Source organism: Pseudomonas sp. FW507-12TSA, from assembly GCF_058781435.1.
In genome coordinates this window covers 218,257-238,385 of the sequence record NZ_JBYSWT010000001.1, presented here as the reverse complement: position 1 = coordinate 238,385, position 20,129 = coordinate 218,257, and the positions used below count along the sequence as shown (strand labels likewise).

Genomic DNA, 20,129 nt, shown 5'->3' with positions numbered 1-20,129 from the left:
CGTAGGCTGACGCGAATTTTCTCGCCGCTGCCGCAGGCTGCGGGTGGCGGTTGCCGGGCCTATCGACCCGGCGATGTTCCAGGGTTTTCAGCGTTAAAGGGAATCAACGATCCATGCTCCCCCGGGTTCTGCTCCGTCTCTGCGCCGTGTTCCTTTGCGGGCTGTCGCTCAGCGCCTGCCGCCGGGAGCAGGCGCCCGCGCTGGATCAACAGCTGTACATCTGGCAACGCCAGTGGACCCAGGCCCACGCTGCGGCCCTGGCGGGGTCCCGGGCAGACTTTTCCACAGTCCGGGTGCTGGCCTTGCAGGCTTTTCCACAGGCTGGCTGGAGTCGGGCGCGGATCGATGCCGATATGCTGCGCCAGGATGGCCGGCGGCTGATCGCGGTAGTTCGCCTCGATGGGCAGTTGCCAGCGCTGGACCAGGACGAAATCCTCACCCAGGTGCAGCAACTGCTGGCCGATTGGCAAGGGCAGGGCCTGGTCCTGGCCGGCCTGGAGATCGATCACGATGCCGCCACCGCGCGGCTGCCGGGTTATGCCGCGTTGCTGGCGCGCTTGCGGGCCCGGTTACCGGCGTCCCTGGCCCTGAGCATCACCGCGCTTCCGGCCTGGCTTGGCAGCTCTGAATTGCCGAGGCTGCTGGCCCAGGTCGATGGCAGCGTGCTCCAGGTGCATGCGGTGAGCGACCCGCGCAAGGGCCTGTTCGACCCCGGGCAAGCCGAGCAATGGGCCCGGCGCTGGGCGCAGGTCACCGACAAACCCTTCTACCTGGCTCTACCCGCCTATGGCGTGGCCCTGCTGGCAGGCGGTGAGGGCGCGCCGCTGGTGGAGAGCGAGGCGCCCATCGCCCAGCGCGGCGAACGTCGCGAACTGATGGCCGACCCCGAACAACTGAGCCTGCTGGCCAAGACCCTGCGCAACGATCCGCCGGCGCACCTGGTCGGCTTGATCTGGTTTCGCCTGCCGCTCAAGGGTGATGTCCGGGCCTGGAGCCTGGACACCCTCAAGGCGGTGGCCCGGGGCGAGGTATTGGCCAGCCGGCTGGACATCGGCCTGACTGAGCAGGATGGCTTGTTCGACATTCGCTTGAGCAACTCGGGCAACCTCGATCGTCTCCTGCCTGAACAACTGTCCCTGGCCATTGCCCAATGCGACGGATTCGACGGGCTGGGTGGCTATACCGCCCAGTTACGCGACGGCCAGCTGCTACTGACCCGCCAGCAGACCGGCCGCCTGGCGGCAGGTGGCACCCGGGCCGTGGGTTGGGCCCGCTGTACAAAAATTGACCAAGGAGCTGTGCATGTTCGTCCCTAGATCTCGCCACCTGTTGTGCCTGAGTCTGTTCCTGCCCCTGGCTCCGGCCCTGGCGTGCGGGCCGACTTTCCCCATGCGCCTGCTTGCGGACCGTCCGCAAACCCTGGCGGAACTGCCCGAAGGCAGCTTCAAGTTCGAGATCAGCCGCCTGGGCCAGGCCGTTGCCGGGCTCAAGCCGGTGGCCAAGGACGCCTTCAACTCCGACTACAGCCTGCCCGAGAGCTACGAGGTGCAGCAGCGTAACTGGGCGGAACAACAGGGGTTGGACGAGGCGCAGCGGACCCTGGTCGGCCAGTTGCGCAAGCTCGACGACGGCCGCGCCGCCGAGCAGCAGGGCGCCAGCTTGCCGGCCGAGATCCGCCTCTATACCGCCGGTGCGGTGGCTTTCAATGCCGGGGACAGCCAACTGGCTGCGGAGTATTTCCGCAAGGTGCTGGAGCTGCCGACTCAACAGCGCGCATTGCGCAGTACCTGGGCCGCCTATTCCCTGGGCCGGGCCTTTAGGTCCATCCATGCAGAAGCCAACGAACTGGACGAGCAGGGCCGGCGCGAGACCTTGCAGGCGGCGCGCCAGGCATTCATCCAGGCGCGCCAGCTGAGCGTCGACGGCTTCAGCGACCCGCTGGAACTGGGCATCGCCAGCCTCGGCGAAGAGGCCCGGATCCTCAAGGACCAGGGGGACTGGAGCCAGGCCATCGACCTGTATGCCAGCCAGAGCCTGCAGGGCTCGGAGGTTGGCTACAGCTCCCTGAAACAAGTGGTGAACGAGCTGGGCAGCCTGCCAGACGAGCAGTTGCTGGAGCAACTCAAGAAGCCTGCGGTGGCGCGCCTGCTCACCGCTTCGCTGGTGTCCCACCAGGGATGGTCCTTTGGCGAAAAGCCGGACTCCGAGCGCAACCTGATCAAGCTCTTGAGCCAGGGCACCGCCGGCAGTTTCGACAATGCCGACCGGCTGGCGGCGCTGAATTACCAGAATGGCGATTTCGCCACCACCAAGCTCTTGCTCGAGCACGCCGGCGATGGCGGCCTGGCCTGGTGGCTGCGGGCCAAGATGGCCGTGCGCGACGGTGACAAGGTGGCCGCCGCGGCCGCCTACGCCAAGGCCTCCGCGGCCTTTCCCCGGGATGAGAACTGGGGCTTTCGCGGCGACTACGATGGCAACTACGAAGACCTCAAGCCGGGCTGCCGGGTAGAAGGCGAAAGCGCCGTGCTGGCCCTGGAGCGTGGCGACTACGTGCAGGCGTTCGAGTTGCTCTACCGCAGTGGCGAGATCTACTGGCACGACGCGGCGACCGTGGCGGAGCGGGTGTTGACCGTGGATGAACTCAAGCGTTTCGTCGACGCCCAGGTCCCGGCGCCGCCACCGACGCCCAAGCAGGCGGACGACTACTACGAGCACTTGCCGATCGCCGCGCAGCTACGCGAGCTGCTGGGACGGCGCCTGCTACGCGAAGGCCGTTACCAGGAAGGCTGGGGCTATTTCGACAGTCCCGAGCGCCAGGCCATCGCCAAGGCCTACGGCGAGTATCGCGAGCGGGCCGAGTCGGCCTGGCTTCCTACCCGCCGTGCCGAGGCCTACTATCAGGCCGGCCAGTTGGCGCGGACCTCGGGCATGGAGATCCTTGGCTACGAGATGGGGCCGGATTACCACAGCCTCTGGGGCAGCTATAACCTGGAGATCCCACCGGTGCAGGCCGGGCCTTTCCTCAGCGCCGACGAAGTGCAGCGCCAGCAGGCCAGTACCGCCGAGCCTGATGTGCGCTATCACTATCGCTACGTGGCCGGGGAACTGGGCAACCGCGCGGCGGATTACCTGCCGCACACCAGCCAGGCCTTCGCTGCGGTGCTGTGCAAGGCTGCGCGCTGGACACGGGGCTCGGACCTGGAGATCGACTACTACAAGCGCTACGTGGAGCACGGGCCGTTCGTGGAGTGGGCCGGCAACTTCGGCATGAACTGCCAGGAGCCGGACTTCGGCAGCGCCAACAAGCGCTATGTGACCCAGTGGATCGACGCCACCCGCTCCAGCCTCGGGCAGCACAAGCTGGCCAGCGCCGGTGGCGCGGCGCTCCTGCTGCTGGGCGGCGCCTACCTGATCCGCCGCCGGAAGGCATAGCCGCCAGATCGGGTTGCGCGGTATGCCTGTTGGATCGCGGTGCCTGGTTTTAAGGGCGCTGCGCGCCAGGCCAGGTCGTACGGTTTGCCTGATGCCCTATGGCCAAATCAGGCTTGCTGGACGAAGGTCAGGCGCAGGGCGAAGCCGATCAGCAGGCTGCCGAACAGCCATTGCTGCAGGCGTTGCGCCGAAGGGCTGCGTTGCATCCAGCGACCCAGCCCGGCGCCGGCCAGGGCGTAGCAGCAGTCGAACAGCCCACCGACGCCCACCAGTAACACGCCCAGGGTAATGAACTGTGGCGCCACCGCCCCGGCCTGGGGATCGACGAACTGCGGCAACAGCACCGAGCAGAACAGCAGGGCCTTGGGGTTCAGCAGGTTGGTCAGCACTCCGCGCTGGATCGCCTGGCGCCAGCGCAAGGGCGTGGCCGCCGCGCCGCTGCCGTCCAGCGCGGGCAGCAGGTTGCTCCTCAGGCACTGGATGCCGATCCACAGCAGGTAGGCCGCACCGGCCAGGCGCACCACGTCGAAGGTCCAGGGCGCGGCCTTGAACAGCGCCGCCAACCCCAGGGCCGCCAGGGCCACATGGCAGCCCCGGGAGATGGCCAGGCCCAGGGCCGTGGCCAAGGCCTGGGCCTTGCCCTGGCGGGCGCCGGTCTGCAACAGCAGGATCATGTCGGGCCCGGGCAGCAGGTAGACCACCGCCAGGGCCAGGAAAAACATCCACAGTTGCGCCACCTTGCACCCCCATTCGTTGTCGAGTCGGTGCCCACAGTTTAGGGCTGGAGGGCAGGGCAGGTGCTTGCGTAATCAGCCAGCAAAGAAGCAGAAGTTGGCATAATCTTCCAGGATTCAGCCAAGGGACCAGCCAGATATGCCAAACATTAAACTCGACGCCTACGACCGCAAGATCCTCGCCGCCCTGCAGCGCGACGGCCGCCTGAGCAATGTGCAACTGGCGCAGGAGATCGGCCTGTCGCCATCGCCCTGCCTGCGCCGGGTACGGATGCTGGAGGAGGCCGGGGTGATCCGCGGCTACCAGGCGGTCCTGGCCCGGGATGAAGTGGGGCTTGGGCTGACGGTGTTCGTCGGGGTCAAGGTCGAGCGGCACAACGATGCGGAAGCCGAAGCCTTCCGCCAGGCGGTGTTGCAGTTGCCGGAGGTGATCTCGGCATTCCTGGTATCCGGCGAGTCGGACTTCCTGCTGCAAGTGGTGGTGCCCGACCTGCGGGGTTACGACCGCTTTCTTACCGGCCAACTGCTGAAGATCCCGGGGGTCAGCGATATCCGCAGCAACTTCGCGATCCACACGGTGAAGACTCCAGGCCCCTTGCCGCTGGGCCACCTGCCGGGCTGACCTGGTTCGTGGCGAGGGTGCTTGCGCACGCTCGCCACAGGGCAAGCTGCTAGTGCCCGGTCAGGTCCACCAGTAGCGCACCAGGTGGAAGAAGATCGGTGCGGCGAAGCACACCGAGTCCAGGCGATCGAGCATGCCGCCGTGGCCTTCGATCATGTGTCCCCAGTCCTTGACCCCGCGATCGCGCTTGATCGCCGACATCACGATGCCGCCGGCAAAACCCAGCAGGTTGATCAGCAGGGCGATGAGGAACGACTGCCAGATGCTGAACGGGGTGATCCACCACAGCGCGCCGCCGATCAGCGAGGCCAGCAGGATGCCGCCGACAAAACCCTCGACGGTCTTGGACGGCGACAGGTTGGGGGCGATCTTGCGCTTGCCGAAGAGTTTTCCACAGACGTACTGCAACACGTCCGAAAGCTGCACCACGATCACCAGGTAGGCGATCAGCAGCAGGTTGCGGCCCTCGTAGCCGGCGATGTCCAGGGTCAGCAGGGCCGGGACGAAGGATACGCAGAACACCGCGATCATCAGGCCCCACTGGACCTTGGAGGCGCGCTCCAGGAAGTGCGTGCTGTCGCCGCCCAGGGAGGCGAGGATCGGCAGCAGCAGGAACACGTACACCGGGATGAAGATCGAGAACAGCCCGTACCAGTCCGAGTAGATCAACAGGTACTGCAGGGGCAGGGCCAGGTAGAACGCCGCCACCAGCGCCGGGTAGTCGCTGCGCCGGGTCGGGGTCAGGGTCAGGAACTCGCGCAGGGCATAGAACGACACGGCATAGAACAGCAGGATCACCGCCGCGGTGCCCAGCCAGAAGGCGATGCCGATCACCAGCACCATCACCCACCAGGCGTTGATCCGCGCGTTGAGGTTGTCGATCACCGGGTTGGGGCTGCCCCGGGTACGCCACTTGAGGATCAATCCGATCAGCGAGGCCAGCACCAGGATGGCGCCAATGCCGCCGAACAACATCAGGGTCTGCTTATCCATTTCAGGCGTGCTCCGGAGCCAGGGCCAGCAGCGCGGCGCGGCTGCGTTCGAGAAAGTCTTCCTTGCTTTCGCCGTCTTCCACCGCCAGGGGCGCGCCGAAACTGGTGGTGCACAGCAGCGGCAAGGGCAGGAAGCGTCCCTTGGGCATGACCCGGTTGAGGTTGGCGATCCACACCGGGATCACCTCCACCTGTGGATAACGCTTGGCCAGGTGATACAGGCCGCTCTTGAACGGCAGCAGGCCATCTTCCGGGTTGCGTGTGCCCTCGGGAAAGATGATCAGCGAATCGCCCTGCCCCAGGGCATCGAGCATCGGCTGCAGGGGGTTGTTATCCACAGCCTCCTTGCGCTCGCGGTCGATCAATACGCCGTTGAACACCCGGTTGATGATGTAGCGCCGCACGCCGCTTTTCTGCCAGTAGTCGGCGCCGGCCACGGGGCGGGTCAGGCGTCGCAGTGCCGGCGGCAGCGAGGCCCACAGCAGCACGAAGTCGCCGTGGCTGCTGTGGTTGGCGAAGTAGATGCGTTGCACCGCCTGCGGCGCCGAGCCCAGCCACAGGCTGCGGGCGCCGGTGATGCTGCGGGCGGCGGAGGTGATGAGATTGGCAACCAGGGGTTCGAACATGGGCATTCCTTATCCGGCAAAGGCCAGCCAGGGGCTGATCAGGATCACGCTCAACAGCACCAGCACTTGGGTCGCCAGCAGCAGCGCCTGGCGCCGCAGCAGGCCCAGGGCACCCTGGCTGCGTTCGTGCCAGGGCCGTCCGCCGCGCTCGGCCGGTTGCAGGCCGAGCGCGCTCAGGGCCTGGTCCAGGGCGCGGGTGCTGTGCTCCAGGGAGGTCGGGGCATCGGCCACCCGCTGGAACAGGTCGGCATCGAAGGCCACTCGCAGTGCCAGGTACTTTTCCACAACCCCCAGGGCCACCAGGGCGAGGCTCAGCAGCAGCCCGGCGAGGGTGACGCTGGCGAGCAGGTACTGGCCCAGGCCATACAAGCCGCCGAGCAGCGTCAGGCCTGTGGATAACTGGTCCAGGGCCTGGCCTCGGCGCAGCAGGCTGGCGACGCTGTACAACTGCATGTCAGTGGTGAGCGCGGGCATGGGCTTGGCTCCTGGCGTTGGCCAGGCTTTCCAGGGCCTGGCGATGGGCGGCATGCAGGACGATTTGCGGCCGCGCCCTGCGCAGCTGGACCAGGGCGCTGTCTACCGTGGCCGCGCGTCCGCTGTGCAACAGCCAGGCGGCAATCGCCGTGGCGCTGCGCGAATAACCCAGGGCGCAGCACACCAGTAGCGGGCCGCACTGGCGCTGGCGCTCGATTGCCTGGGCCGCGGCCAGGCATTGGGCCGGGCTCGGCGCGCACAGGTCGAGCAGCGGCAGGCTCTGGTAGGCCGCCAGCGAGCGGCCGTCCAGGGATAGCTCGGCGCACAGGTCGAGCACCGCGGCGAACGGGCTGGCGCCCAGTTCGGCCGGCGTCGGCAAGCGTCCCAGCCAGACGTTATCCACAACCTGGTCCGGTTGTGGATGATTTCTTGTCCACAACCGCGAGTTGATCCACGCCGCTGCCAGGTAAGGCGCCAGCAGCCAGCGGGCGGCGGGGCTCAGGCGGCCATCGGCGCGTTTCTGGAAGCCGGCGGCATCCAGCAAGGCATAGTTCACCGCCACCAGCAGCAGCGCCACCGCCGGCCACAGCAGCCACAGGCCGATGCCGCCCCAGGCCCAGGCCGCCAGGGTGAATGCCGCAGCTCCCAGGGCATAGCGCAGGGCCAGTCGGCGGCGCTGCGGGTCATGGCTGAAGCGGGCGCTGGCCAGCGGGCTGGGACGATCCAGCGGCCACAACCAGACGCACAGCCAGCCGGCCAGGGCGCCTGTGGGCACATCGATGAAGTGGTGTTGATAAGTGGTCAGTACCGAAATCCCGATCAGCGCGAACCAGCCATGCACCAGCCAGCGCCAGGCTCCATGGATATGCCGCGCATAGCAGACCCACAGCACCACCAGCAGGGCGATGTGCAGGGACGGCGCCTGGTTGAAGGGCTTGTCGAAACCCGCCAGCACCGCGAACAACCAGCCGAACAGCCCGTCCAGTTCCGGCCGGGGGAAGGTGAACCGCAGCGGCCAGAGCAGGAAGCAACTGACGGCGATCACCTGGGCGCTGAGCAGGCGCAGGGCGTGGCGCTTGAGTTCGTCGCGGCTGCGCGGCAGCAGCAATGACAGGCCGTAGAGCAGGTCGATGGACCAGTAGGGGACGATGGTCCAGGCCCAGAACGGCATGTGTCGTTCCCAGTCGAAGACCAGGCTGGCGACGTCGTCGCGCTGCGCAGTGACCCAGGTGGCGAAGCCATAGGTGCCGAAGAACAACGGTGCCAGCAACAGCAGCCAGAGCACCGCGGGCTTGAGCAATCCGGGTTCGCGCGCCGGCAGGGCGCCTGTGGCCATCATTGCACCCGCTGCGCCAGGGATACGCTGAAGATGCCCCATTCATCCACGCGCATCGTCACCTTGCGAAAGCCTGCGGCCTCCACCAGTTGGTCCATCTCTGCCTGGGTCCGGCGGCGCATGACCCAGGCCTGGCCCTCGCGGTGGCTGGTCAGGGCCCGGGCGATCAGCTCCAGCTGCGGGTGCCAGGGCTGGCCGGTGTACACCAGGTAGCCGCCAGGCTCCACGGCGCTGGCCAGCCCGGCCAGGGAGTCGCCGACCATCTGGTTGTCGGCGAACAGCTCGTACAGGCCGGAAACCACCGCCAGGGTCGGCTTGGGGTCCAGGGCAGCGAGATCGTCACGATCGAAGGCGTTGCCTTTGACGAAGCGGGCGATGTCGCCCAGGCCCTTTTCCTGGATCAGGGCGCTGCCGTCGCGCACGTTGATGTCGCTGTAGTCGCGCAACAGGATCGATTCCGGCAGCGGCGCGACGCCTTGCAGGGCCTCGAGGATATAGCGGCCATGGCCGGCGGCGATATCGACGATGCGCACCTCGCTGCCTTGCCCACGCAGCTGTTCCATGGCCAGGCGCAGCAGTTCTTCCACATGCAGCTTGCGCTGGCGAATGCCGCGCCAGCCGATGGAGTTCAGGTAGTTCTGGTCGATCAAGCGCCCCACCGGGGTATGCCCGGTTGGGCGGTTGCGGTAGACGTAGTCCAGGGTGCTGCCGGAGTCGAAGCCGGTGTCGAACCCCAGCTTGACCCCCGCCGATAACTGGCTGCCCAGGCGCATGCTGGCGCGGGTGGCCCGCCAGTACAGGTCGCGCAGCGAGTTGCGCGGCAGCGGCGCGGCCAGGGCCTCGGATTCGGCGCAGGTGGCGCCCAGGCGGTCGGCGTCCAGCAGGGCAGGGCGCTGCAAAGGAAGGGTGAAGTTGTGCAGGATGAAACGGCGGATGCTGGCCATGGCCGGGGCGCGTTCCTTTTCGCCCAGGGTGTCGTGGAAGAAGCCGGGGAGGATGTGCTTTTCCTTGCGCAGGCTGCCCAGGCGCTCGAAGAACTGCTCCTGGGGCTTGCGATGCACCACGAAGTCGGCGCCGGAGATCAGCAGCTGGGTCGGCACCTGGATCGCCTGGGCATCGGCCACCACCCGGTCTGCCGCTTCATACAGGCCCAGCAGGACGTTGACCGAAATCGCCTTGGTGATCAGCGGATCGCTGTCATAGCTCTCGACTCGTTGCGGGTCGTGGCTCAAGAAGCGCGCCTTGACGTAGCTGTTGACGAAGACGTTGCCGCGAAAGCGCCGCATCAGGGCCAGGCCGGGACGGGCGAACGGTACGTAGAGCTTGACCTTGAAGGCCGGGGAGGCCAGCACCAGGGAGCGGATCCGCGGCGCGTAGTCGTGGACCCAGGTGGCGGCAATCACCGCGCCGACGCTCTGGGCCACCACGGCGATGTTTTCCTCGGCGATCTGGTGGGCGCTGCCCAGGTGGTCGCAGAAGGTCTGCACGTCGCGCACGCTGGTGGCGAAGCTCGGGCTGTCGCCCCGGGCACCCGGAGACTGGCCGTGGCCCCGGGCATCCCAGGCGAAGAAATCGATGTGCGGCAGGTCCAGCTCGTCCACCAGGTGGGCGATGCGCCCGGAGTGCTCGTGGCCGCGGTGGAACAGCATCACCGCCTGGCGCGGCTCGCCAGGAGCCACTTCGGTGGCTGGCCAGTGGCGGTAGAACAGTTCGACACCATCATGGGTCCGGAACGTCTGGTGTTGGGCTTCGCGCATAGCCATTTCCTTATGCAGAGGGAGCGTTGTGCTGAACTTCTTTGAGGCCCTGGCGGACCCGGTTGATCAGGGTGTAGACCAGCAAGGCGGCGACCAGCGCCAGCGCGGCGTTTATCCACAGGGCGCCGAGCCAGCCCAGGGCGATGCCGGTGGCCAGCACGCCGAGGACGAAGGCCCGGTCGCTCTTGCCCATGGGGCCGTCATAGCGTCGGGAGGCGCCGACCATCGGCCCCAGTACCCCGGCGTACTCGCTGAACAACGCCAGTAGGGTCACCGCCAGCACCAGCGGCAGGTTGACTCCGGGCAGCAGGGCGAAGGGCAGGATCAGGGCACTGTCGGCCACTACGTCGCAGAGTTCGTTGAGGTAGGCGCCCAGGCGCGACTGCTGGCCGAATTCCCGGGCCAGCATGCCGTCGATGGCGTTGAGCGCCATGCGCAGGATCATCCACAAGGGGATCAGGGCGAAGAGCCAGGCGTGGTTGGCGAACAAGGCCACCAGCGCGCCCACCAGCAGGGAAACCACCGCGGCCAGCACGGTGACCTGGTTGGCCGTGGTGCCGTTGGCGTAGAGGCGTTGCACCAATGGCCGCAGCAGGTTCTGAAAGCGTGGTTTGAGCTGGTAGATCGAAAGCATGATGGGACGTTTCCTTGTCGCACGCGGGAAGCAGGGCTGGATTATTGCCGTAAATGCAGGGGGCCGACATCACAAGTTGTGGCATTTGAGCAAACAGCGATCTTTCGGTTCTACGACGCACGCATTGGATGAAAAGACATGGCGGGCGACAAAAATTTCACCAGAACCGTTATACAGTAACGAGTTGTATCCAAAAATTTCGGCGGTGGGTCCCTCCACAGGGCCGGAGCAGAGCGGCGGGGTGGTATGCAGGTCGATCTTGAGACGCAAAGGGTGGATGTGGCCGGCTTGCCACGCTTCCAGCGCGCGGCGTTCCATGCCGGGCGTTTGCAGCGCTGGGGCGGTGGCCTGCTGGGGTTGGCGGTGTTGGGGCTGGTGGCGGCGCTGTTCGTCGATTTGTTCGCCGCGCTGACCCTTTGGCCAGTAGTGCTGGTGAACCTGTCCTGTGCCTTGCTGGTGGTAGTGGCGGGCCTGCAGTCGGCGTGCTGGGTGAGCCGCTGGCGGGAGGACGTGCTGGCGCCACCCACGCCGGTGGAGACGCCCGAGACGGCGCCTGCCGGGTTCTTCGCTGCCATCCTGGGTGCCCGTGCCCGGCGCCTGTTGCAGCAGATCGGCGCCCCGACCCTGTGGCTCGCTGGCTGGTCGCTGCTGGCCCTGTGCTGCCTGGCGCAGGTCTTCAACCTGGCGCTGCCCGCCACGGCCCTGGGCCTGAGCGCCAGTGTCTTCGCCGTGCTGCTGTTGTTGCTGGCTTTCGCCTTGCTGGTGCTGGAGCGCCAGCTGGCCCAGGAGCACCCGAGTGAATGGCCGGAGGCCGGGGCCGTGGCGCAGCTGCTGCGGGTGGCCATCCTGTGCTTGCTGGTGGGCGCCTTGTGCTTGTTGTTCGGCAGCGACAGCGCGCTGTGGCCGGTGCGCTTGGCGGTATTGATGGGCCTGTTGCCGGCGTTGGTGGCCGGCGAGTTGCTGCTACGGGCGCTGTTGTCGTTGTTCAGTCCCCGGCGTGAGGCCCTTGAGCCACGGCTGTTGGCCCATAGCTTCGTCGCCGACTTGTTGCGCTGGCCACCGCAACCGCTGCTCAGCCTGCAAAACGAACTGCACAACCGGTTCGGTATCGATCTGCGCCAGGTCTGGGCCTTTGCCTACATGCGCCGGGCGTTTCTGCCGGTACTGGGGCTGATCCTGGCGGTAGGCTGGTTATTGACCGGGGTTCATGAGATTTCGCTGCACAATCGCGGTATTTACGAGCGTTTCGGCAAGCCGGTAACGGTTTTCGGCCCAGGCCTGCACCTGGGTTTGCCCTGGCCCCTGGGGCGGGTGCTGACGGTGGAAAACGGCGTGGTCCATGAGTTGGCCACCAGCGTGGGCGAAACCCCGCAACCGATCGAACCGGCAACGGCGGAAGGGCCGGCACCGGCGATTGCCAATCGTTTGTGGGACGCCAGCCACGTGAATGACAAATCCCAGGTGATCGCCAGTGGCGATGACCACCAGCAGAGCTTCCAGATCGTCAACATGGATGTGCGCTTCGTCTACCGCATCGGCCTGGATGACGCAGCAGCGCTGGCAGCGACCTACAACAGCAACGATGTGCCGGCGCTGATCCGCAGTACCGCCAGCCGGGTACTGGTGCACGATTTCGCCTCGCGCACCCTCGATGGCCTGCTGGGCGAAGACCGCACGCGCCTGGCCGAGGATATCGGCCACGCGGTGCAGGCCGATCTGTCCAGGCTCGACAGTGGCGTGGAGATTCTCGCCACCGTGGTCGAGGCCATTCACCCACCGGCTGGTGCAGCCAATGCCTACCACGCTGTACAAGCCGCGCAGATTGGCGCCCAGGCGCTGATTTCCCGGGAGCGTGGAGCCGCGGCTGAACAAACCAACCAGGCGCAATTGCAGGCCAGCGAAGTCAACGACAAGGCGCGGGCCACGGCGCGTGAGATCCAGGCCGAGGCCCAGACGGCCGACCTGCGGTTCGCCGCCGAGCAGAAAGCCTACGCCGGTGCGGGCCAGGCATTCATCCTGGAACAGTACTTCGGCCAACTGATCCAGGGCCTGGGCAAGGCCCAGTTGTTGATCCTCGATCACCGTCTGGGCGGCGACAGTGCGCCAACCCTCGACTTGCGTACCTTCACCTTGCCCGCCGACCCGCTGGCGCCGCGTAAAGCCGCCCAGCCAGGAGCCGCCCATTGAGCCAGTCTTCCCATACCCATTCCCATGATGCGCATGCCGGTCACGATCACGATCACGGTCATCATCACCATCACGGGCATCACCACCATCACCATGGTGCGCCAGCAGAGGCGGGACCGTTTCCCTGGCGGCGCATGGGCTGGGCGGCGTTGCTGGTGGCATTCGCCCTGGCGGCGGCGAGCCTGGTCCAGGTGCGTTCCGGCGAAGCCACGGTGATCACCCGATTCGGCAACCCGGCCCGGGTCCTGCTGGAGCCGGGGCTGAACTGGCGCTGGCCGGCGCCCTTCGAAGCGGCGATCCCGGTGGACCTGCGCCTGCGTACCACGTCCAGTGGCTTGCAGGATGTAGGGACCCGCGATGGCCTGCGGATCATCGTCCAGGCCTATGTGGCCTGGCGGGTGCAGGGCGACCCGGACAATGTGCAGCGCTTCATGCGGGCGGTGCAGAACCAGCCGGACGAAGCGGCGCGGCAGATTCGCACCTTCGTTGGTTCGGCCCTGGAAACCACCGCCAGCAGCTTCGATCTGGCCGACCTGGTGAACACCGATGCCGGCAAGGTCCGCCTTGGCGATTTCGAAAGCCGGCTGCGCCAGCAGATCGACCAGCAATTGCTGTCCACCTACGGTGTGCGAGTGGTGCAGGTGGGTATCGAGCGCTTGACCCTGCCGTCGGTGACCCTCACCGCCACGGTGGATCGCATGCGCGCCGAGCGCGAAACCATCGCCACCGAACGCACTGCCGTGGGCAAGCGTGAAGCGGCGCAGATCCGTTCCGCTGCCGAGCGCGACGCACGCATAGTGCAAGCCGACGCCACGGTGAAGGCGGCTGATATAGAAGCGCAATCCAGGGTCGAAGCGGCGCAGATCTACGGCCGTGCCTACGCCAGTTCGCCACAGCTGTATAACCTGCTGCGCTCCCTGGACACCTTGGGCACGGTGGTCAATCCGAGCACTCGCCTGATCCTGCGTACCGATGCCGCGCCGTTCCGGGTGTTGGTGGACGGGCCGCCGAGTTTGCCGAACAAAGCGTCTGGAACGCGGCCATGAACAGCGTTCCACGTGGAACAAATCAATTGGACAGCCCATGGATCCAGGCGGGGCGCCTGGCATTCATCGGCCTGTATGTGGTGACCATCCTCGCTGCATTGGCTTGGGCCTTGTCCAACGTTCGCCAGATCGATCCGCAAGACCGCGCCCTGGTCATGCATTTCGGTGCCCTGGCCCGGGTGCAGAATGCCGGGCTGCTGCTGGCCTGGCCCCGGCCTTTCGAGCAGGTGGTGTTGTTGCCGGCCGCCGACCGGGTACTGGAGCGGCGCATCGAGGGACTGTTGCGCTCTCAAGCCGCAGTGCAAGGAGACCGGGTGGCGACCCTGGCCACGCCGTTGAACGATACCCTGGCCGGCTCGGGCTACCTGCTCACCGGCGACGCCGGCGTAGTGCAGTTGGACGTCCGGGTGTTCTACAAGGTCAGCGATCCCTATGCCTATGTCTTGCAAGGCGAGCATGTGCTGCCGGCCCTGGACCGCCTGGCGACCCGCAGCGCCGTTAGCCTGGCTGCGGCCCGCGACCTGGACACCATCCTGGTGGCGCGTCCGGAGTTGCTCGGCAGCGATCACCAGGCCGCCGAACGCCGTGAGCGGCTGCGTGGCGATTTGCTCCAGGGGATCAACCAGCGCTTGGCCGAGCTGGCCGCCACTGGCCAGGGCATAGGTATCGAAGCGACCCGGGTCGACGTGCAGTCGAGCCTGCCCGAGCCTGCGGTCAACGCCTTCAATGCCGTGCTGACGGCCAGCCAGCAGGCCGAGAAGGCCGTGGCCAACGCGCGTACCGAAGCGGAAAAACTCACCCAGGGCGCTAACCAGCAAGCCGACCGCAGCCTGCAAGTGGCCCACGCCCAGGCCAGCGAGCGCCTGGCCCTGGCCCTGGCGCAGACCGCCACGGTCCAAAGCCTGGCCCAGGAGCAACGCAATGGCAGCGACCCGCAGATGCTGCTGCGCATCTATCGTGAGCGCCTGCCGCAGATTCTGCGCCAGTCGGGCTCGGTGACGACGGTCGACCCCAAAGACGATTCCCGCTTGATCATCCAGGGAGCTGAACGATGACCGCTTCTACCCATGCGGCGCCTGCCAGCATGTTGACCAGCGCTGAACAGCGCAGCGCCGCCCGCCAACTGACCCTGGCCATGCTCGCCCTCGGCTTGCTGGGCCTGGGCCTGGCATGGCGCTGGCTGGCGCCCGAGCAAGTCGGTGTCAGCCAGTTGTTGCTGGGCGTTGCTTCCTTGCTGGTGGCCGTACCTGTGTTGCGTTCGGCCTGGTTCAGCCTGCGCTATCCGAGCCTGCACGGCATCACCGACCAACTGATCGCCCTGGCCATGCTCGGCGCCTGGGCCACGGGAGACCTGCTGACCGCCGCCTTGCTGCCGATCATCATGATCTTCGGCCATGTGCTGGAAGAGCGCAGCGTGATCGGTTCCCAGGAAGCCATCGATGCCCTGGGCCGCCTGACCCGCAGCCAGGCGCGGCAGGTACAGGCCGATGGCAGCGTGCAGGAGGTGGATAACGCCAGCCTCAGGACCGGCGACCTGGTGGAAGTGCGCGCCGGGGACCGGGTGCCTGCCGACGGCGTGGTGGTATCGGGCCAGGCGAGCCTGGACACCGCGCCGATCACCGGCGAATCGGTGCCACTGGAAGCGAGCGTGGGCATGCAGGTATTCGGGGGCGCGATCAATCTCGATGGCCTGCTGCGCCTGGAAGTGACTCGCACCGGCGAGGAGTCGACCCTGGGCAAGGTGATCGCCCTGATGCAGAGCGCCGAGCGGGCCAAGCCGCCGATTACCCGCCTGCTGGAACGCTATGCCGGCAGCTATCTGGTGCTGGTGCTGCTGCTGGCGGCGGTGACCTGGTTCATTACCAACGATGCCCAGGCCATGCTCGCCGTACTGGTGGCGGCTTGCCCTTGTGCGTTGGTGCTTTCGGCACCGGCTACCGCCATCGCCGGGATCGCCGTGGCGGCGCGGCACGGCATCCTGATTCGCAGCTCGGCGTTTCTCGAAGAGCTGGCGGACCTGACGTCCCTGGTGGTGGACAAGACCGGCACCCTGACCTTCGGCACCCTGCGCTTGCAAGCGCTGGACACCCCCCTGGAGGACCGTCGGGCACTGCTCAGCCTTGCCGCCAGCCTCGGCGCGGCCAGCAGTCACCCGGTCAGCCGGGCGCTGGCAGCACTGGTGCCGCCAGAGCAGCAGTGGACCCTTGGGGATATTCATGAGCGCCAGGGCCTGGGGGTGGTCGCGCGCACCGACGAAGGCCAGGCGGCCCTGGGCCGGCCCGAACTGTTCATCCAGTTGGGGATCGACACCAGTCCGGTGCCGACCCATGACGGGCCGATCGCCGGGTTGGCGCTCAATGGTGAGTTCCTCGGTTGGCTGTTGTTGGCCGACAGCGTCAAGCCCGAAGCGGCCCAGGCCCTGCAAGAACTGCGGGAGTTGGGGTTGGGCCGCCAGTTGTTGCTCACCGGCGACCGGCAAAGCGTGGCGGACAGCCTGGCGCGGGAGGTGGGCATCAGCGATGTCGAGGCCCAGGCTCTGCCCCAGGGCAAGCTCGAGCGTGTGCTGGGAGAGATCGACAAGGGCTTCCGACCCATGGTGGTCGGCGACGGTATCAACGATTCCCTGGCTCTCAAGGCTGGGGTCGTGGGGGTGGCCATGGGGGCGGGCGGTGCCGATATCGCCCTGGCCTCGGCCGACGTGGTGCTGATCGGCAGTGACTTGCGACGCCTGGGCACCTGCGTGCGCTTGAGCCGTGAATGCCGGCGTACCTTGCAGGCCAATGTGGTCATCGGCCTGGGCTGGACCCTGGCCATCGTCGCCTTCGCCGCATTCGGCTGGCTGGGAGCCGCGGGGGCGATGATCGCCGCCGTGCTGCACAACCTCAGCACCTTGCTGGTGCTGGGCAATGCCGGGCGCTTGCTGCGTTTCCAGGAGCCCCTGGCCAAGTCCTGACCAGGCGGCATTTGTTTTTATCCCGGCTGTAACGCCGGGAGCCTTCCTTTCTCTAGTGACATGACGGGGCTGCCCAGGCCGCCCCGGCACCACCCTTGCGATCGACTACTAGAGGAAACCCAAGATGAACATGAAGAAAACCGCTGCCGGCGCCGCCCTGGCTTTCGCTGCTGCTGGCTTGTTCGCCGGCGTCGCCACCCAGGCGATGGCTGCCGATGCCCAGGTGCACTGCTACGGCGTCAACGGTTGCAAAGGCCAGAACGACTGCAAGACCAAGGACCATGCCTGCAAGGGCATGGGCGCCTGCAAGGGCCAGGGCTTCAAGGTCATGACCCAGGCGGCCTGTGACAAGGCCGGCGGCAAGGTCGGCGAGTAAACGGCGATCGAGTGCTGCCGCGGTGGGGACGCCCGCTGCGGCCACTCGGCGAGGAGTTGGCGATGTCCGATGTTCCTTCTTGCCTGGGTTATGGCCTGGGCCTGCGCAGTGCCTATTACCAGCAGATCCTCGATGAGCACCCAGCGGTGGACTGGTTCGAGGTGGTTTCCGAGAACTTCATGGTCCAGGGCGGCAAGGCCCTGTATTACCTGGATGCCATCGCCGAGCGCTACCCCATCGTGATGCACGGGGTGTCGTTGTCCATCGGCGGCCCCCACTCCCTGGACCACGATTACCTGGCGCAGCTCAAGACGCTGGCCGGGCGAGTACGTCCTGCCTGGATCTCCGACCATCTGTGCTGGAGCCGGGGCAATGCCCATCACCTGCACGACCTGTTGCCGTTGCCCTATACCGAGGAAAGCCTGCACTACGTGGCCGGCCGGGTGCGTGAGGTGCAGGAGGTGCTGGAGCGGCCGCTGGTGCTGGAGAACGTCTCCAGTTATGTGCGGGCCGCGAACGACGAATTCAGCGAGTGGCAATTCCTCTCGGCCTTGAGCCAGCTCAGTGGCTGCGAGCTGCTGCTGGACGTGAACAATGTCTATGTCAGCTCGCGCAACCATGGTTTCGATCCCTGGCAGTTCATCAGGGGGCTGCCGCCCAAGCGAATACGCCAACTGCACCTGGCCGGCCACCAGGACCATGGCGACTACGTGATCGATACCCACGACCAACCAGTATGCGATCCGGTCTGGGCGTTGTACCAGCGCACCCTCGAACACCTGGGGCCGGTGGCGACATTGCTGGAGCGTGACGATCAGTTGCCGCCGCTTGAGCAGTTGCTCGCCGAACTGGGCAAGGCCCGGGAGTTGGGGCAGCAGGCCCTGGCCGGGAGGCAGCGATGCGCCTGAACGATTGGCAGCGGGCTTTCGAGCGCTATCTGCTGGGCGGGCAGCCAGTGGCCGAACAAGGGTTGCAGCGCAGCCTGGTGGGTGGGCCGAGCCTGGATGTCGCCAGCGGCCTGGCGATCTACCACCACGCCTATCGAGCCCGACTGCAGGAGGTAATGGATAGCGACTTCCCCAGCATCCGCCACGGGCTCGGCGACCAGCAATTCAGCGTTCTGGTCGCTGCCTACCTGGAGCGTTCGCCGTCCCGGCATTTCAGCCTGCGCTGGCTGGGGCAGGGGTTCGCCGACTTTCTCCAGGAGCATCTGCCGGCCGAGCAGGGCCTGCCCCTGGCTGAGCTGGCGCGCCTGGAATGGGCCTTCACCCTGGCGTTCGATGCCCCTGAAGCGGCGGTGCTGGATGTAGCGGCCATGGCGGCCCTGGTGCCGGGACAATGGCCCGGTTTGCAATTGCGCCTGGCGCCATGCGTGCAGTGGCTGGCGCTGCGCTACAACAGCCTGGCGCAGTGGCGGGCGGTCAAGGACCGGGCGGGTTTCCCCCTGCCTGCTTTACTTGAACAAGAGCAGGTTTGCCTGGTGTGGCGTGCGCAGCGGATCTGCCGGTATCGCAGCCTGGCAACTGACGAGGCCCGGGCATTGCGGGGCATGAGCGCAGGGCAGTGGAGTTTCGCGGAACTCTGTGCCGAGCTGGCCGTCATTTATGAAGAGGGAGCCCCATTGCAGGCGGTGTGCTGGCTGAAACAGTGGGTCGAGGATGGCTTGGTGCAGCACAGCTGATCATAGAAAACCGCTATCAGATCGATAGCCTGCTAATTTTCAGGGATGGTCTACCCTCATTCCAGACGTCTGAACAAGGGGGGATTTTCCATGCTCGCGCAACTTCCACCGGCCTTACAGAATCTGCAATTGCCCTTGCGGCTGCGACTTTGGGACGGCCATGAGTTCAATCTCGGGCCCGAGCCCAACGTCACCATCGTGGTCAAGGACCCACAGCTGGTCGCACAGCTCACCCACCCAAGCCTGGACGCGCTGGGGGGCGCGTTCGTCGAGGGCAAGCTGGAGCTCGAAGGCTCCATCAGCGAGGTCATCCGGGTCTGCGACGAACTGAGCCAGGCCCTGCTGGATGACGACGAAGGCGACCAGCCCGTGCGTTCGCTGCACGACAAGGCCACCGATGCCGCCGCCATTTCCTACCATTACGACCTGTCCAATGCCTTCTACCAGCTCTGGCTGGATAGCGACATGGCGTATTCCTGTGCCTACTTCGAGACCGGCAGCGAGACCCTGGAGCAAGCCCAGCAGGCCAAGTTCCGCCACCTGTGCCGCAAGCTGCGGCTGCAACCGGGCGACTACCTGCTGGACGTCGGCTGTGGCTGGGGCGGGCTGGCCCGCTATGCCGCCCGCGAGTTCGGCGCCAAGGTCTTCGGCATCACCCTGAGCAAGGAACAACTGGCCCTGGGCCGTGAGCGGGTCAAGGCCGAGGGCCTGGAAGAGCTGGTGGAACTGCAATTGCTGGACTACCGCGACCTGCCCCAGGATGGCCGCTTCGACAAGGTGGTCAGCGTCGGCATGTTCGAACACGTAGGCCACGCCAACCTGCCGGAGTACTGCCGGACCCTGTTCGGCGCCGTGCGTGAAGGCGGCCTGGTGATGAACCACGGGATCACCGCCAAGCACACCGACGGCCGCCCCGTTGGCCGGGGAGCAGGGGACTTCATCGAGCGTTATGTCTTCCCCAACGGCGAGCTGCCGCACCTGTCGATGATCTCCGCACAGATCAGCGAGGCCGGGTTGGAAATCGTCGATGTGGAAAGCCTGCGCATGCATTACGCGCGCACCCTGGATCACTGGAGCGAGCGCCTGGAGGACAACCTGGAGGCCGCGGCCAAGCAAGTGCCGGAGCAGGCGCTGCGGATCTGGCGGGTGTACCTGGCAGGTTGCGCCTACGCCTTCGCCAAGGGCTGGATCAACCTGCACCAGATCCTTGCGGTCAAAGCCCACGCCGATGGCAGCCATGAACTGCCATGGACCCGCGACGACCTCTACAACCCATAAG

General features: G+C 66.5%; 18 protein-coding genes. 11 read left to right on the top strand and 7 right to left on the bottom strand.

The features are described from left to right. The first annotated feature begins 113 nt into the window (after positions 1–113). Both AC3WK8_RS01120 and AC3WK8_RS01115 read left to right on the top strand, forming a co-directional pair. A complete protein-coding gene (locus AC3WK8_RS01120) occupies positions 114–1,316 on the top strand; it encodes a DUF3142 domain-containing protein (RefSeq protein WP_103324368.1) in 1,203 nt (400 codons plus the stop codon). After that, positions 1,303–3,432, top strand: coding sequence for a hypothetical protein (locus AC3WK8_RS01115; protein WP_103324367.1), 2,130 nt, complete (start codon positions 1,303–1,305; stop codon positions 3,430–3,432). Before AC3WK8_RS01120 ends, AC3WK8_RS01115 begins: the two co-directional genes overlap by 14 nt. A 107-nt stretch (positions 3,433–3,539) precedes the next feature. On the opposite strand, the gene AC3WK8_RS01110 is transcribed toward AC3WK8_RS01115, so the two are convergent. Next, positions 3,540–4,169: a LysE family translocator gene (locus AC3WK8_RS01110; RefSeq protein WP_031320755.1), complete on the bottom strand. Its 630-nt coding sequence runs from the start codon at positions 4,167–4,169 to the stop codon at positions 3,540–3,542. A 145-nt stretch (positions 4,170–4,314) separates the two neighbouring features. Here AC3WK8_RS01110 and AC3WK8_RS01105 point away from each other — a divergent pair, with 145 nt between their 5' ends. Further along, complete coding sequence (locus tag AC3WK8_RS01105) at positions 4,315–4,788, top strand: Lrp/AsnC family transcriptional regulator (protein WP_085594606.1); 474 nt, start codon at positions 4,315–4,317, stop codon at positions 4,786–4,788. 60 nt (positions 4,789–4,848) lie between these two features. Here AC3WK8_RS01105 and AC3WK8_RS01100 read toward each other — a convergent pair whose 3' ends face one another. From AC3WK8_RS01100 to AC3WK8_RS01075, 6 genes are read right to left on the bottom strand one after another with little or no spacing between them, the layout of a single operon-like run. Then, a complete protein-coding gene (locus tag AC3WK8_RS01100) occupies positions 4,849–5,781 on the bottom strand; it encodes a phosphatidate cytidylyltransferase (protein ID WP_053137755.1) in 933 nt (310 codons plus the stop codon). 1 nt (position 5,782) lies between these two features. After that, positions 5,783–6,406: a lysophospholipid acyltransferase family protein gene (locus tag AC3WK8_RS01095; RefSeq protein WP_085594020.1), complete on the bottom strand. Its 624-nt coding sequence runs from the start codon at positions 6,404–6,406 to the stop codon at positions 5,783–5,785. Positions 6,407–6,415: 9 nt separating this feature from the next. Further along, positions 6,416–6,880 (bottom strand): hypothetical protein, encoded by a 465-nt coding sequence (locus tag AC3WK8_RS01090; RefSeq protein ID WP_085594022.1) that lies wholly within the window; start codon positions 6,878–6,880, stop codon positions 6,416–6,418. After that, positions 6,861–8,216, bottom strand: a complete 1,356-nt coding sequence (locus AC3WK8_RS01085) for a phosphatase PAP2/dual specificity phosphatase family protein (protein WP_103324446.1) — start codon at positions 8,214–8,216, stop codon at positions 6,861–6,863. The genes AC3WK8_RS01090 and AC3WK8_RS01085 overlap by 20 nt, the downstream gene beginning before the upstream one ends. Then, positions 8,216–9,973: a bifunctional alpha/beta hydrolase/class I SAM-dependent methyltransferase gene (locus AC3WK8_RS01080; protein WP_103324366.1), complete on the bottom strand. Its 1,758-nt coding sequence runs from the start codon at positions 9,971–9,973 to the stop codon at positions 8,216–8,218. The genes AC3WK8_RS01085 and AC3WK8_RS01080 overlap by 1 nt, the downstream gene beginning before the upstream one ends. Before the next feature lie 10 nt (positions 9,974–9,983). Continuing rightward, positions 9,984–10,607, bottom strand: coding sequence for a CDP-alcohol phosphatidyltransferase family protein (locus AC3WK8_RS01075; RefSeq protein WP_103324365.1), 624 nt, complete (start codon positions 10,605–10,607; stop codon positions 9,984–9,986). 246 nt (positions 10,608–10,853) lie between these two features. Here AC3WK8_RS01075 and hflK (AC3WK8_RS01070) point away from each other — a divergent pair, with 246 nt between their 5' ends. From hflK (AC3WK8_RS01070) to cfaB, 8 genes are all read left to right on the top strand, one after another. Beyond that, positions 10,854–12,794 (top strand): protease modulator HflK, encoded by a 1,941-nt coding sequence (gene hflK, locus AC3WK8_RS01070; RefSeq protein WP_103324364.1) that lies wholly within the window; start codon positions 10,854–10,856, stop codon positions 12,792–12,794. Beyond that, positions 12,791–13,840: a protease modulator HflC gene (gene hflC, locus AC3WK8_RS01065; RefSeq protein WP_103324363.1), complete on the top strand. Its 1,050-nt coding sequence runs from the start codon at positions 12,791–12,793 to the stop codon at positions 13,838–13,840. The genes hflK (AC3WK8_RS01070) and hflC overlap by 4 nt, the downstream gene beginning before the upstream one ends. After that, a complete protein-coding gene (hflK, locus tag AC3WK8_RS01060; RefSeq protein WP_103324362.1) occupies positions 13,837–14,895 on the top strand; it encodes a protease modulator HflK in 1,059 nt (352 codons plus the stop codon). Before hflC ends, hflK (AC3WK8_RS01060) begins: the two co-directional genes overlap by 4 nt. Continuing rightward, entirely contained in the window at positions 14,892–16,793 is a 1,902-nt protein-coding gene (locus AC3WK8_RS01055; protein WP_103324361.1) for a heavy metal translocating P-type ATPase, read from the top strand. Before hflK (AC3WK8_RS01060) ends, AC3WK8_RS01055 begins: the two co-directional genes overlap by 4 nt. 124 nt (positions 16,794–16,917) lie before the next feature. Then, positions 16,918–17,169, top strand: a complete 252-nt coding sequence (gene bufA2 / locus AC3WK8_RS01050; RefSeq protein WP_085594036.1) for a BufA2 family periplasmic bufferin-type metallophore — start codon at positions 16,918–16,920, stop codon at positions 17,167–17,169. Between the two features lie 62 nt (positions 17,170–17,231). After that, positions 17,232–18,077: an MNIO family bufferin maturase gene (bufB, locus tag AC3WK8_RS01045; protein ID WP_085594039.1), complete on the top strand. Its 846-nt coding sequence runs from the start codon at positions 17,232–17,234 to the stop codon at positions 18,075–18,077. Beyond that, complete coding sequence (locus tag AC3WK8_RS01040; RefSeq protein ID WP_103324360.1) at positions 18,068–18,850, top strand: HvfC/BufC N-terminal domain-containing protein; 783 nt, start codon at positions 18,068–18,070, stop codon at positions 18,848–18,850. Before bufB ends, AC3WK8_RS01040 begins: the two co-directional genes overlap by 10 nt. 90 nt (positions 18,851–18,940) lie before the next feature. Continuing rightward, a complete protein-coding gene (cfaB, locus tag AC3WK8_RS01035; protein ID WP_085594043.1) occupies positions 18,941–20,128 on the top strand; it encodes a C17 cyclopropane fatty acid synthase CfaB in 1,188 nt (395 codons plus the stop codon). Position 20,129: the final 1 nt, after the last annotated feature.